This is a genomic window from Burkholderia latens (assembly GCF_902499045.1).
Classification (GTDB): Bacteria; Pseudomonadota; Gammaproteobacteria; order Burkholderiales; family Burkholderiaceae; genus Burkholderia; species Burkholderia latens.
Map to the genome: position 1 here is coordinate 35,447 of NZ_CABVPL010000027.1, position 13,824 is coordinate 49,270.

Here is a 13,824-nt window from a genome sequence, read left to right on the forward strand (position 1 = left end):
GGCGCTCAGACACGCTGTGCCAACTGAAAGTTCATTCGCAGCTTTCGACGCTAATCACCGGATTTTGCGGGGATTTTTCTGCTATCCACAGCGCATGTGGATAACTTTGTTGAAAAGTCCGCCCGATCGCCCGCACAGCCGCGCCGGACGGCCTTCCGGCATTTTTGACAGCTTCCGGCCCTTTTCATAAAAATCAATCGAAACAAAGGGATAGCGAATTCGCGATCAAACGGTGTCGGCGGCCCGCGCTGGCGTGCCGGATTCGCGAAATTGTGCATAAGTCAAGTCTTGACAGCCGTATTTTGGCCCCCGACGGCGCTTACAGCGCCGTCAGCGCGCGCCGGTAGCGAATCGCCTCGGCGATCTGCGCGGCCGTCGGCAACGGGTCGCCGGCCAAGTCGGCAATCGTCCGCGCGACCTTCAGCACGCGGAAATACGCGCGCGCCGACCAGCCGAACCGCTCGCCGGCCTCGCGCAGCAGCCGCTCGCCGTCGTCGGTCGGCCTGCACAGGTCGTCGGTTTCGCGGCCGCTCAGCATGTGATTCGTCTTGCCTTGTCGGTCGAGCTGCAGCGCACGCGCGCGCGCGACCCGCGCGGCGACCGCGGCGCTCGGCTCGCCGGGGGCCGTTGCGCGCGACGCGAGTTCGGCCGGCGACAGCGCGGGCAGATCGATCTGGATGTCGATCCGGTCGAGCAGCGGCCCGGACAGCTTGCGCAGGTAGCGCGTCGCGACGTCGGGCGTACAGCGGCAGCGTCCGGACGGATCGCCGTGCCAGCCGCACGGGCAAGGATTCATCGCGGCGATCAGCTGGCACGCGGCCGGGAAGTCGGCCTGCTGCGCCGCGCGCGAGATCGTGATGCGGCCGGCTTCCAGCGGCTCGCGCAGCATTTCGAGCACGTGCCGGTCGAATTCGGGCAGCTCGTCGAGGAACAGCACACCGAGGTGCGCGAGCGTGATCTCGCCCGGCTGCGGCGGATTGCGGCCGCCGACCAGCGCGGCCGCGCTCGACGAATGATGCGGCGCGCGGAATGGCCGCCGGCGCCACTGCGCGGGCGAGAAGCCGAGCCGGCTCGCGGAAAGCAGCGCGGCGGAGGTCAGCGCCTCGTCGTCGGTCAGCGGCGGCAGCAGGCCGGGCAGCCGTGCGGCGAGCATCGACTTGCCGGCGCCCGGCGGCCCGACCATCAGCATGTGGTGGCCGCCCGCGGCGGCCACTTCCAGCGCGCGCCGGGCGCCGCGCTGGCCGACGACGTCCGCGAGATCGGGTACGGCCGGCGCCGGCAGGCCGTCGACGCACGGCGCGGCAACCGGCGCGAGTCGCGCGTCCGGCGCACCGGCGAGGTGCGCGCACAGCGCGGGCAGGTCGGGCGCGCCGAATACGGTGACGCCCGGCACGAGCGCCGCCTCGGCCGCGCTGTCGAGCGGAAGGTACAGCTCGGGCGGACGCGACGGGGCCGTCGCGCCGGATGTCGCGACGCGATCCGGGATTGAAGCAAGGCCGGAGCCGACGCCGGCATCGGAACGGAAATCCATGCCGTTGCCGGCGCCCGCGGAGCCCGCGCGCCAATCGCGGGCTGCGCCGCACGCCATCGCGAACGCGCCGCGCATCGGCCGCAGCGCGCCGGTCAGCGACAGTTCGCCCGCGAATTCGCGGCCGGCCAGCGCGTCGGCCGGGATCTGGCCGTTCGCCGCGAGGATGCCGAGCGCGATCGGCAGGTCGAAGCGGCCCGACTCCTTCGGCAGGTCGGCCGGCGCGAGGTTGACGGTAATGCGCCTCACGGGGAAGTCGAATCCGCAGTTCTGCAGCGCGGCGCGCACGCGCTCGCGGCTTTCGCGGACTTCGAGATCGGGCAGGCCGACGATCGAGAACGACGGCAATCCGTTGGCGAGATGGACTTCGACGGTGACGTCCGGCGCGCGGCCGGCCGCCGGCGCGCGGCTGCGCACCACGGCGAGCGACATGGCGAGGCTCCTGTAAATGAATCGGTCGGGCAGCGGCGATCGGGGCCGCATGCCGCGGGAATCGGAGGAATGGGTGCGCGCGTGCCGGCGTGGCGCGGGAAAGAACGACGAACAGCGAAGAGCGAGGGACCGCGAAGAACGACGAACAGCGAAGAGCGGAGGAACAGCGAAGAACGACGGAACGGCGGGCCGGAACGCTTCCCGACTGCCGCGGAGCAGGCGCTGGCCGCACGAGGCGGCCAGCGCCCGGACCGTCAGGCCGGGTGGGGCGTCAGGCCTGGGATGCGGCGAGCCGTTGCTCGAGTTCGGCGACGCGCTTCTCGAGTTCCTCGAGACGCACGCGGGTGCGGGCGAGCACCTGTGCCTGCGTGTCGAACTCCTCGCGCGTGACGAGATCGAGCTTCGAGAAGCCTTGCGACAGCATGGCCTTCACGTTGCGCTCGACATCCTTGGCCGGCGAGTTTTTCAGCAGGTCGCTGACGCGCGACTGCAGGTCGTTGAAAACATCGCTGGGTTGCTTCATGAGATTTCCTTCCTTGCACAAAAAATGTGCATCTTCAGTTGCGTACGTGCCCATGATGCACGCATGACCGGAAATGGTGCGCCCGTGGCGCGAAATCCGGGCATGGCGCCCGCATGGGTGAATGGCCCGGTGAGCCGGGACGTGCGTGCACTCTAGCAACGATCCTTTCGGCGCGCCAGCAAAGCGGGCCCACGTTGGCCATTCGGCCGGGCTTCCGCACCTTTCAACGCGCGATGCGACCCCGCTTCGAAGCCATTCGACACGGTCGTTACGCAAACATGGCATGCGAGTTGCTGAGAAGAGAACCGTTACAACATTCCAACCAATTCGACGGGACCACCCAGCGAGAGGACTTCATGAAACTGATTACCGCAATCATCAAGCCGTTCAAGCTCGATGAGACCCGCGAAGCGCTGTCCGCGCTCGGCGTCTCCGGCATCACGGTGACCGAGGTGAAAGGGTTCGGCCGCCAGAAGGGGCACACCGAGCTGTACCGGGGCGCCGAATACGTGGTCGATTTCCTGCCGAAGATGAAGATCGAGGCGGCCGTGTCCGACGATCTCGTCGACCAGGCGGTCGAGGCGATCGAGCGGGCCGCACGCACCGGCAAGATCGGCGACGGGAAGATTTTCGTCACGCCGATCGAGCAGGTGATCCGGATCCGGACCGGGGAGACAGGCGCTGACGCGCTGTAACAGACAAAGACAAGCGACAAGAGGAAACCTGAGATGCGCAAACTTCTGATGTCCCTGCTGATGGCCGGCTCGCTGATCGCGGCCGGCGTTGGCTCCGCGCTCGCCGACGACGCGGCTTCCGCCGCGGCTGCGTCCGCGCCCGCTGCAACGGCTTCCGACGCAACGGCATCCGCGCCGGCGGCGTCGGCGCCGGCCGCCACTGACGCATCGGCACCTGCCGCTGCCGCCGCACCCGCTTCGGGCGCCGCCGACGCATCGGCTGCCGCCGCCGCGTCCGCGCCGGCCGCACCGGCTGCACCGACCGCGCCGTTCTCCGTCGATTCGTCCAAGATCAGCGCCGGCGACACCGCGTGGATGCTCACGTCCACCGCGCTCGTGCTGTTCATGACGGTCCCCGGCCTCGCGCTGTTCTACGCGGGCATGGTCCGCAAGAAGAACGTGCTCGCGACCGTGATGCAGAGCTTCGCGATCACCGCGCTGATCACGGTGCTGTGGACGGTGGTCGGCTACAGCCTCGCGTTCACGCCGGGCAACGGCTTCATCGGCGGCCTGTCGCGCGTGTTCCTGCACGGGATGAACTACATCAAGGGCGACAAGGCGACCACGCTGACCGTCAGCCATCTCGCGTCGACGATTCCGGAATCGGTCTACTTCGTGTACCAGATGACGTTCGCGATCATCACGCCGGCGCTGATCTGCGGCGCGTTCGCCGACCGGATGAAGTTCTCGGCGATGCTCGTGTTCATGACGCTCTGGTCGCTGATCGTCTACGTGCCGATCGCGCACATGGTGTGGGAGCCGACCGGCTGGCTGTCGGCGGACGGCGTGCTCGACTTCGCGGGCGGCACGGTCGTGCACATCAACGCCGGCATCGCGGGCCTGATGTCGTGCCTCGTGCTCGGCAAGCGCGTCGGCTACGGCCGCGAATCGATGGCGCCGCACAATCTGGTGCTGACGATGATCGGCGGCTCGATGCTGTGGGTCGGCTGGTTCGGTTTCAACGCGGGTTCGGCGGTTGCGGCCGACGGCCGTGCGGGCTTCGCGATGCTGACGACGCAAGTCGCGACGGCGTGCGCGGCGCTCGGCTGGATGTTTGCGGAATGGATCGCGAAGGGCAAGCCGTCGGTGCTCGGCATCGTGTCGGGCGCGGTCGCGGGTCTCGTCGCGATCACGCCGGCAGCCGGCTTCGTCGGCGTGGCGGGCGCGCTCGTGATCGGCATCGCGGCGGGCGTGATCTGCTTCTGGTCGGCAACGTGGCTCAAGTCGAAGCTCGGCTACGACGATTCGCTCGATGCGTTCGGCGTGCACGGCGTGGGCGGGATCCTCGGCGCGCTGCTGACCGGCGTGTTCGCGGTCAAGGACATCGGCGGTTTCGACGGCAGCCTGCTGCTGCAGGCGAAGGGCGTGCTGATCACGCTGGTCTACAGCGGCGTGCTGAGCTTCGTGCTGCTGAAGCTGATCGACCTGACGATCGGCCTGCGCGTGACCGAAGAGGAAGAGCGCGAAGGTCTCGACGTGATCCTGCACGGCGAGCATGTCGAATAAGTAACGCGATCGAACGGCGGGCCGCCGCGCAGACGGCGCCCGCACCGAATGAGCGCAGCGACTTCGGCCCGCCCACCCGGCGGGCTTTTTTTCTCCTGCCGCGCGCTGCCGTAGCGGATAACCCTTCACTCTATCGGGTCAATAGCCGAAAACTTCCTCCATATCCTTGTGAAGCCGGGAACAATCCCCAAATGGGCAAGGCAATTGCTCTACAATCTTCATTCTCCCGCTCGCGAGTGATTCATGGTTCCCCACCTCGTTACCGCGTTGAACGGTCCGCTGCTCGAGCTCGAGCAGAAGATCCTCGACGCGACGCCTGCGATCGAACGCTGGTTCAGGCTCGAATGGCAGGAACACACGCCGCCGTTCTATTGTTCGGTGGACCTGCGCAATGCCGGCTTCAAGCTGGCGCCCGTCGACGCGAACCTGTTCCCGGGCGCGTTCAACAATCTGCCGTCCGAAGTGCTGCCGCTCGCCGTCCAGGCCGCGATGGCCGCGATCGAGAAGATCTGCCCGGACGCGAAGAACCTGCTCGTGATTCCCGAGCTGCCGACCCGCAACGCGTTCTACCTCGAAAACGTCGCGCGGCTCGCGACGATCATGCGTCAGGCCGGCCTGAACGTGCGTTTCGGCTCGCTCGATTCGAGCATCACCGACATCACGCCGATCACGCTCGCCGACGGCCAGAAGATCGTGCTCGAGCCGCTCGAGCGTTCGCAGCGCCGCCTCGGCCTGAAGAATTTCGACCCGTGCTCGATCCTGCTGAACAACGACCTGTCGGCCGGGATTCCGGCCGTGCTGGAAAATCTGCACGAGCAGTACCTGCTGCCGCCGCTGCACGCGGGCTGGGCCGTGCGCCGCAAGTCGACGCACTTCTCGTGCTACGACGACGTCGCGAAGAAGTTCGCGAAGATGGTCGGCGTCGATCCGTGGATGGTGAATCCGTATTTCGCGCACGTCGAAGGCGTCGACTGGCAGGCGCATGAAGGCGAACAGGCGCTCGCCGACGCGATCGACGGCGTGCTGAAGAAGATCGCGCGCAAGTACCGCGAATACGGGATCAGCGAAAAGCCGTACGTCGTCGTGAAGGCCGACGCGGGCACCGCCGGGCGCGGCGTGATGACCGTCCACGACGCGGCCGAGATCGGCCGCATGTCGAAGGCCGAGCGCGCGCAGATGGCCGAGTCGAAGGCGGGGCTCGCGGTGCGCGACGTGATCGTGCAGGAAGGCGTCTACACGTTCGAGCGCGTCGGCGACGAAGTCGCGGAGCCGGTCGTGTACATGATCGACCGCTACGTTGTCGGCGGCTTCTACCGCACGCACGGCGGCCGCGAGCGCGACCAGAACCTGAACGCGCCGGGCATGCACTACGTGCCGCTCGGTTTCGAGCACACCGCGCTGCCGGATGCCGGCGCGAAGCCGGGCGCCGCGCCGCCGAACCGTTTCTACATGTACGGCGTCGTCGCGCGCCTGTCGCTGATCGCGTCGTCGATCGAACTGGAAAAGACCGATCCCGAAGCCATCCAGGTGTAACGGCTTCGCTACGTACAGGACCCGCATGGACATTCTCTTTATCGCCGACCCGCTCGAGCGCTTCAAGATCTACAAGGATTCGACCTACGCGATGATGGCGGAGGCCGCGCGCCGCGGGCATGCGGTGTACGCATGCGAGCCGCGCCACCTCGCGTGGACGGGTTCCGCCGTCGAGGCCGACGTGCGGCGCATCGAGATCGTCGGCGAGCTGGACGACCTGCATCGCGACACCTGGTTCGACGCGGGCGCGGTCGACGCGCGCCGTCTCGAATCGTTCGGCGCGGTGCTGATGCGCAAGGATCCGCCGTTCGACATGGAGTACGTGACGTCGACGTGGCTGCTCGAGCTGGCCGAGCGCGCGGGGGCGCGCGTGTTCAACAAGGCGCAGGCGATCCGCGATCATTCGGAGAAGCTCGCGATCGGCGAATTTCCGCAGTTTGTCGCGCCGACGCTCGTCACGCGCGACGCGAACCGGCTGCGCGCGTTCCACGCCGAGCACGGCGACGTGATCCTGAAGCCGCTCGACGGAATGGGCGGGATGGGCGTGTTCCGCGTGAAGCCTGACGGCATGAACCTCGGTTCGATCGTCGAGATGCTCAGCCACGACGGCACGCGCTCGGTGATGGCGCAGAAGTTCATCCCGGAGATCAAGGCCGGCGACAAACGCGTCCTGCTGATCGGCGGCGAGCCGGTCCCGTATTCGCTCGCGCGGATTCCGCAGGGCAGCGAGGTGCGCGGCAATCTCGCCGCGGGCGGGCTCGGTGTCGCGCAGCCGCTGACGCCGCGCGACCGCGAGATCGCCGAGACGCTCGGGCCGGTGCTTGCCGCGCGCGGGCTGCTGCTGGTCGGGCTCGACGCGATCGGCGACTGGCTGACCGAGGTGAACGTGACGAGCCCGACGTGCTTTCGCGAGATCATGGAGCAGACGGGTTTCGACGTCGCCGCGATGTTCATCGACGCGCTGGAGCGGGCGGCCGCGTAGCCGGCTTCGCGCGCAAGCCCGGCGGCGGCCGCGCAGGTCCCCCGCCGCCGGAGCGGTTCGACCGGCCTGCTACAATGCCCGCTTGCCAGGCGCCGCGACCCGTGCGCCGCAGGCCCGGCGGTCGGGCCCTAAACCGTTGCAAGGCTGAACATGAAACGCTTCCCTCACTCGCTATGCTCGTTGCCCCGCCGCGGGGCGTCGGCCCGCCAGCGGCGGGCGGGAGCACGCTGACATGGCCGGGATTCTGATCATCGCGCACGCGCCGCTCGCCACCGCGCTGCGCGACTGCATCGCGCACATCTATGGCGGCGTGCCCGCGCGCATCGGCTGTATCGACGTGCTGGCGGACAGCGACCCGACTCAAGTGATGGCATTCGCGCACGCGGAACTGGCGCGGCTCAGGGAAGACAACGGCGTCGTCGTGCTGACCGACATGTACGGCGCGACGCCCGCGAACATCGCGGGCCAGCTCGCGAAGCTCGACAACGTGCGCGTGCTCGCCGGCGTGAACCTGCCGATGCTCGTGCGCGCCGTCTGCTACCGCACCGTGCCGCTCGACAAGCTCGTCGACAAGGCGCTGTCCGGCGGCGCGAAGGGCGTTCACGAAGTGGCGGCCGGCACGCCGCCGCCGCCGACCGAAGTCGGCTGCGGCCAGTGCGCGCCGATTCCGCCCGAGCCGCAACCGCGCACCGAATCGCACTGACCGTCCCGTTTTCCGTTTTAGACCGACCCGCCGACGCCCGTCGCCGGCGGCCGCGACCGACCCGACCGAGAATCATGCTTCAACAAGAAACCACGATCGTCAACAAATTGGGGCTCCATGCACGCGCATCCGCCAAGCTTACGCAACTGGCCGGCAACTTCCAGTCGGAAGTCTGGATGACGCGCAACGGGCGCAAGATCAACGCGAAGAGCATCATGGGCGTGATGATGCTGGCGGCCGGTATCGGCAGCACGGTGACGATCGAGACCGACGGGCCCGACGAGAAGGAAGCGATGGACGCGCTGCTGAAACTGATCGCGGACAAGTTCGGCGAAGGCCAGTGATTCCCCGCGCGGGATCATTGCCGTTTCGAAGCAGAATGCCGCGTTTCCCGCGGCATTTTTTTTGCCCGCAGCATTGATGCGAAAAGCGCAATGCTGCGCTGCATGCAGTCAGCAGGGAGGCGCGGAATTTATAATCGCTAACCGGGGTCATAAGCGCATCGCAGCAGTGTGCCGCGGCTTTACATGTACAGAGGAGGTGCGCGTGTCCTTCACGCTGCATGGCATTCCCGTCTCACGTGGTATCGCGATCGGGCGAGCGTATCTGATCGCGCCGGCGGCGCTCGACGTCGCCCATTATCTCGTCGACATCGACCGCATCGATGCCGAGGTCGAGCGTTTCCGCACGGCGCGCGACGTCGTGAACCGCGAGCTCGAGGCGCTGCGCGCCGACCTGACCGACGACACCCCGACCGAAGTGGGCGCGTTCATCGACGTGCACGCGATGATCCTGAACGACGCGATGCTCGTGCAGGAAACGATCGACCTGATCCGCACGCGCCGCTACAACATCGAATGGGCGCTGACCGAGCAACTCGAACTGCTCACGCGCCACTTCGACGACATCGAGGATGAATACCTGCGCGAGCGCAAGGCCGACATCGAGCAGGTGGTCGAGCGCGTGCTGAAGGCGCTCGCCGGCGCGCCGTCCGCATCGCAGGCGCTCGACGGCGCGGCCGCGCGCGGCCAGAACGAGATGATCGTCGTCGCGCACGACATCGCGCCGGCCGACATGATGCAGTTCAAGTCGCAGTCGTTCCAGGCGTTCGTCACCGATCTCGGCGGCCGCACGTCGCACACGGCGATCGTCGCGCGCAGCCTCGGCATTCCGGCCGCGGTCGGCGTCCAGCATGCGAGTTCGCTGATCCGCCAGGACGACCTGATCATCGTCGACGGCGACCAGGGGATCGTGATCGTCGATCCGGCGCCGATCGTCCTCGAGGAATATTCGTATCGCCAGTCCGAGAAGCTGCTCGAGCAGCGCAAGCTGCAGCGCCTGAAGTTCTCGCCGACACAAACGTTGTGCGGCACCAAGATCGACCTGTACGCGAACATCGAGCTGCCCGACGACGCGAAGGCGGCCGTCGAGGCCGGCGCGGTCGGCGTCGGGCTGTTCCGCTCCGAGTTCCTGTTCATGCATCAGAAGGAGATGCCGGAGGAAGAGGAGCAGTTCGCCGCGTACAAGCGCGCGGTCGAGTGGATGAAGGGCATGCCGGTGACGATCCGCACGATCGACGTCGGCGCCGACAAGCCGCTCGATGCGCTCGACGAAGGCTACGAGACGGCGCCGAATCCGGCGCTCGGGCTGCGCGCGATCCGGTGGAGCCTGTCCGAGCCGCAGATGTTCCTGACGCAGTTGCGCGCGATCCTGCGTGCGTCCGCGTTCGGGCAGGTGAAGATCCTGATCCCGATGCTCGCGCACGCGCAGGAGATCGACCAGACGCTCGACCTGATCCGCGAGGCGAAGCGCCAGCTCGACGACGCGGGGCTCGCGTACGATCCGAACGTGCGCGTCGGCGCGATGATCGAGATCCCGGCCGCGGCGATCGCGCTGCCGCTGTTCCTGAAGCGCTTCGATTTCCTGTCGATCGGCACGAACGACCTGATCCAGTACACGCTCGCGATCGACCGCGCGGACAACGCGGTCGCGCATCTGTACGACCCGCTGCATCCGGCGGTGCTGCACCTGATCGCCTACACGCTGCGCGAAGCGAAGCGCGCGGGCGTGCCGGTGTCGGTGTGCGGGGAGATGGCCGGCGACCCGGCGCTCACGCGCCTATTGCTCGGGATGGGGCTCACCGAGTTCTCGATGCATCCGAGCCAGCTGCTGGTCGTGAAGCAGGAGATCCTGCGCGCGCACCTGAAGTCGCTCGAGAAGCCGACGGCCGACGTGCTGGCCGCGTTCGAGCCGGAGGAAGTGCAGGCGGCGCTCAAGCGCCTGGCGGTCGCGGAGCCGCGCGCGGACGCCGCGGCTTGAAGGGTGGCTCGAGGGGCCGCTTCAGGGCCGCATGAATCTTCGCAAATGTTGCTGAACGTCACGCATGCGCCGCCCGGCGCACCCATCACGCGCGTCAGTGCCGGCCCTGGCACACGGGGCAATCGGTCTGGCGCGCGATCTTCATCGTCGTCCATTCCATCCGCAGCGAATCGAGCATCATCAGCCGGCCATTGAGCGTCGTGCCGATCGCGCCGATCACGCGCAGCGCTTCGGCCGCCTGCATCGCGCCGATGATCCCGACCGTCGGCGCGAACACGCCCATCGTCGCGCATGCGACTTCCTCGAACGGCTGGTCTTCCGGGAACACGCACGCGTAGCAGGGCGCGGCCGGGTCGCGGAAGTCGAACGTGCTGATCTGTCCGTCGAAGCGCAGCGCGGCGCCCGACACGAGCGGCACGCCGTGCGCGACGCACGCGCGGTTGATCGCATGGCGCGTCGCGAAATTGTCGGTGCAGTCGAGCACGACGGTCGCGCGCGGCACATGCTCGTCGAGCCATGCGTCGTCGACGCGCGCGGCGACCGCATTGACCGTCACGTCCGGGTTCAGCTGCGCGAGCGTGTCGCGCCCCGATTCGACCTTGCTGCGGCCGACCGACGCCGTCGCGTGCAGGATCTGCCGCTGCAGGTTCGTGAGGTCGACCGTGTCGGCGTCGGCCAGCGTGATCGAGCCGACGCCGGATGCCGCGAGATACATCGCGGCCGGCGAGCCGAGGCCGCCGGCGCCGACGACGATCGCATGCGCGTCGAGAAAGCGCTGCTGCGCCTCGATGCCGATTTCGTCGACGAGGATGTGGCGGGAATAGCGGAGGAGTTGATCGTCGTTCATGGGGAAGTGGCGCCACGCACACCGCCGGCGGCGCGGACGTGTTTGCGTCTGTCTGCGTATTCTAGGCGCACATGAAAAACGGGCCATCGCGGTCTTCCCGCGATGGCCCGTCGGATGCCGGCCGGCGCTTACTGCGGCGCCGACGCGGCCTTCGGTGCGGCGGCCTTCGCGCCCGACGCCTTCGCGGCGGTCGCAGCCTTGGCGGCAGGGCTCTTCGTCGTGCTCTCGGCGAGCAGCGACTTCGATTCCTGGACCGGCTTGCCTTCGAGCTTGTTGAGCGCCTGCTGCATCATGAAGTCGTCGGCGCTGCCGAACTCGATCGGCTTGCGATCGCGGTCCTTCTGGCGTTGCTCCGGCGTCTTCTTGTCGTTCTGCTCTTCGAGGACGCGCAACTGGTCCATCCGGCGCTGCTCGCGCTCTTCCTGTTCCTTCTTCTCGTTCGGATCCTGCGTGTTTGCGAGGTGGTTCGTGTAGTCGACCTCGCGCGTCACGAGCACGTCGTCCGGATCGCCGTCCGCGTACTGATCGACCGGCACGTCGGGCGTGATGCCCTTGTTCTGGATCGAACGGCCGCTCGGCGTGTAGTAGTAGGCGGTCGTCAGGCGCAGCGCGGTGTCGGCCGTCATCGGGCGGACCGTCTGCACCGAGCCCTTGCCGAACGTCGTCTTGCCCATGATCTGCGCGCGCTTCGAGTCCTGCAGCGCGCCGGCGACGATTTCCGATGCGGACGCCGAATACGCGTTCGTCAGCACGACCATCGGCACGGTCTTGAAGACGGGCGGCAGGTTCTTCAGCGGATCGCCGTCGAAGGACGGCAGGCGGTAGTTGTCGTAGGTGTCGCGGTAGACCTGCTTCGAATCCGGGATCTGGCCGTTGGTCGACACGACGACGGAGTCGGGCGGCAGGAACGCGCCGGCGACGCCGACCGCGCTCTGCAGCAGGCCGCCGCCGTTGTTGCGCAGGTCGAGGATCAGGCCCTTCAGGCTCGGCTGCTGGCGCGCGATGTCCTGCAGTCTCGCGGCGAGATCGGGGGTCGTGCGTTCCTGGAAGCTCGTGATCCGGATGTATGCGTAGCCCGGAGCGAGGATCTTCATCTTCACGCTCTGGACCTTGATGACCGCGCGCGTGACCGTGACCGGGAACGTGCGGTCGTCGCTCTTGCGGAAGATCGTCAGCGTGACCTTGGTGCCCGGCTCGCCGCGCATCTGCTTGACGGCCTTGTCGAGCGTCATGCCGCGCACCGGCTTGTCGTTGATGCGCGTGATCAGGTCGCCCGGGCGGATGCCGGCGCGGAACGCGGGGGTATCTTCGATCGGCGAGATCACCTTGACGAGGCCGTCTTCCTGCGAGATCTCGATGCCGAGACCGGCGAAGCGGCCCTTGGTCTGCTCCTGCAGCTCGTCGTAGTCGGTCTTGTCGAGGAACGACGAGTGCGGGTCGAGGCTCGACACCATGCCCTTGATCGCCGCCGTCAGCAGCTTCTTGTCGTCGACCGGCTCGACGTACTCGCGCTTGATCTGGCCGAACACTTCCGCGAACAGGCGGAGCTGGTCGAGGGGAAGCGGCGCCGTGACGGTTTGCTCGGCCGACGCCGAGATCTGCAGCGTGGCGAATACGCCCGTGGCAAGGCCCGCGGCAATCAGGCCGATGTTCTTCAATTTCATTCGCATAGAGAGTCTGGTGCGGTCGGGAAGCGCGTGGCGGTAGCGGGGATGTAGCGGACAAGTATAACTGTTCGTCCGAATACTCAGTGGAACGGCGCGAAAAGGCCGGAGGCCCGGCGGGTGCCGCCGGATGCGCGGCGAAGTCGAAAGCGGCTTCGACAGCACGGGGGCCGCGAAGGTTCGCGCCGCGCGCCGGTGCCGGCCGGACAGGCCGCGCGGAAGGCGGCCGGCCCGGCGCGACGGACGTCAGCCCGCCTTGCCCTGCTTCGCGACGGCGGCCTGCGCCTTCGCGATCGCTTCCTGGTCGCCGAGGTAGTAGTGCTTGATCGGCTTCAGGTTCTCGTCGAGTTCATACACGAGCGGCACGCCGTTCGGGATGTTCAGGCCGACGATGTCGCTGTCGGAGATGCCGTCGAGATACTTGATCAGCGCGCGCAGCGAGTTGCCGTGCGCGGCGATCAGCACCTGCTTGCCCGCGCGCACGGCCGGCGCGATCGACTCGTTCCACAGCGGCAGCACGCGTGCGACGGTGTCCTTCAGGCATTCGGTGAGCGGCAGCTGCTCGCGCGGCACCTTCGCGTAGCGCGGGTCGTTGAACGGCGCGCGTTCGTCGGTCGGCTCGAGCGCGGGCGGCGGCGTGTCGTAGCTGCGGCGCCACACGAGCACCTGCTCGTCGCCGAACTTCGCGGCCGTCTCCGCCTTGTTCAGGCCCGACAGCGCGCCGTAGTGGCGCTCGTTCAGGCGCCACGAATGGACGACCGGCAGATACATCAGGTCCATCTTGTCCTGCACGTGCCACAGCGTGCGGATCGCGCGCTTGAGCACCGACGTGTACGCGATGTCGAACGTGTAGCCGGCCTCCTTGAGCAGTTCGCCGGCCTGGTAGGCCTCGTTGCGACCCTGTTCGGTCAGGTCGACGTCGACCCAGCCGGTGAAGCGGTTTTCCTTGTTCCACGTCGATTCGCCGTGGCGGATGAGAACGAGTTTGTACATGGATCTTGCGGTCGGTAGTGATAGGGAAGCGGCGCGCGTCGCACGGCACCCGGACCGGGC

Annotated in this window: 12 protein-coding genes; 7 read left to right on the forward strand and 5 right to left on the reverse strand. The window is 67.6% G+C overall.

Going from position 1 to position 13,824, the window contains the following annotated elements; all coding sequences use genetic code 11:
• Positions 1-319: 319 nt before the first annotated feature.
• Together BSE24067_RS18805 and BSE24067_RS18810 are read right to left on the reverse strand one after the other, a co-directional pair.
• A complete protein-coding gene (locus tag BSE24067_RS18805) occupies positions 320-1,960 on the reverse strand; it encodes a YifB family Mg chelatase-like AAA ATPase (protein ID WP_174904823.1) in 1,641 nt (546 codons plus the stop codon).
• A gap of 271 nt (positions 1,961-2,231) precedes the next feature.
• Positions 2,232-2,483 carry an accessory factor UbiK family protein gene (locus tag BSE24067_RS18810; RefSeq protein WP_040142145.1) on the reverse strand — a complete coding sequence of 84 codons (252 nt, stop codon included), beginning with the start codon at positions 2,481-2,483 and terminating at the stop codon, positions 2,232-2,234.
• A gap of 356 nt (positions 2,484-2,839) precedes the next feature.
• On the opposite strand from BSE24067_RS18810, the gene BSE24067_RS18815 reads away from it, so the two are divergent.
• From BSE24067_RS18815 to ptsP, 7 genes are all read left to right on the forward strand, one after another.
• Positions 2,840-3,178: a P-II family nitrogen regulator gene (locus BSE24067_RS18815; RefSeq protein ID WP_006398175.1), complete on the forward strand. Its 339-nt coding sequence runs from the start codon at positions 2,840-2,842 to the stop codon at positions 3,176-3,178.
• 33 nt (positions 3,179-3,211) lie between these two features.
• Positions 3,212-4,723 (forward strand): ammonium transporter, encoded by a 1,512-nt coding sequence (locus tag BSE24067_RS18820; RefSeq protein ID WP_174904824.1) that lies wholly within the window; start codon positions 3,212-3,214, stop codon positions 4,721-4,723.
• A gap of 243 nt (positions 4,724-4,966) precedes the next feature.
• Positions 4,967-6,256 (forward strand): glutamate--cysteine ligase, encoded by a 1,290-nt coding sequence (gshA, locus tag BSE24067_RS18825; protein WP_069241780.1) that lies wholly within the window; start codon positions 4,967-4,969, stop codon positions 6,254-6,256.
• A 25-nt stretch (positions 6,257-6,281) separates the two neighbouring features.
• Positions 6,282-7,238 carry a glutathione synthase gene (gene gshB / locus BSE24067_RS18830; protein ID WP_151068201.1) on the forward strand — a complete coding sequence of 319 codons (957 nt, stop codon included), beginning with the start codon at positions 6,282-6,284 and terminating at the stop codon, positions 7,236-7,238.
• 232 nt (positions 7,239-7,470) lie between these two features.
• Positions 7,471-7,941 (forward strand): PTS sugar transporter subunit IIA, encoded by a 471-nt coding sequence (locus BSE24067_RS18835; protein ID WP_151068202.1) that lies wholly within the window; start codon positions 7,471-7,473, stop codon positions 7,939-7,941.
• A gap of 74 nt (positions 7,942-8,015) precedes the next feature.
• Positions 8,016-8,285 carry an HPr family phosphocarrier protein gene (locus BSE24067_RS18840; protein WP_006763311.1) on the forward strand — a complete coding sequence of 90 codons (270 nt, stop codon included), beginning with the start codon at positions 8,016-8,018 and terminating at the stop codon, positions 8,283-8,285.
• A gap of 202 nt (positions 8,286-8,487) precedes the next feature.
• Positions 8,488-10,260 (forward strand): phosphoenolpyruvate--protein phosphotransferase, encoded by a 1,773-nt coding sequence (ptsP, locus tag BSE24067_RS18845; RefSeq protein WP_151068203.1) that lies wholly within the window; start codon positions 8,488-8,490, stop codon positions 10,258-10,260.
• A 94-nt stretch (positions 10,261-10,354) separates the two neighbouring features.
• Here the strand turns inward: ptsP and BSE24067_RS18850 are convergent, their stop codons facing one another.
• From BSE24067_RS18850 to gpmA, 3 genes are all read right to left on the reverse strand, one after another.
• Positions 10,355-11,107 carry a HesA/MoeB/ThiF family protein gene (locus BSE24067_RS18850; protein WP_151068204.1) on the reverse strand — a complete coding sequence of 251 codons (753 nt, stop codon included), beginning with the start codon at positions 11,105-11,107 and terminating at the stop codon, positions 10,355-10,357.
• Between the two features lie 128 nt (positions 11,108-11,235).
• Complete coding sequence (locus tag BSE24067_RS18855) at positions 11,236-12,777, reverse strand: S41 family peptidase (protein WP_151068205.1); 1,542 nt, start codon at positions 12,775-12,777, stop codon at positions 11,236-11,238.
• A 240-nt stretch (positions 12,778-13,017) separates the two neighbouring features.
• On the reverse strand, positions 13,018-13,764 hold the full coding sequence (gene gpmA, locus BSE24067_RS18860; RefSeq protein ID WP_040142130.1) for a 2,3-diphosphoglycerate-dependent phosphoglycerate mutase: 747 nt from the start codon (positions 13,762-13,764) through the stop codon (positions 13,018-13,020).
• Positions 13,765-13,824 lie beyond the last annotated feature (60 nt).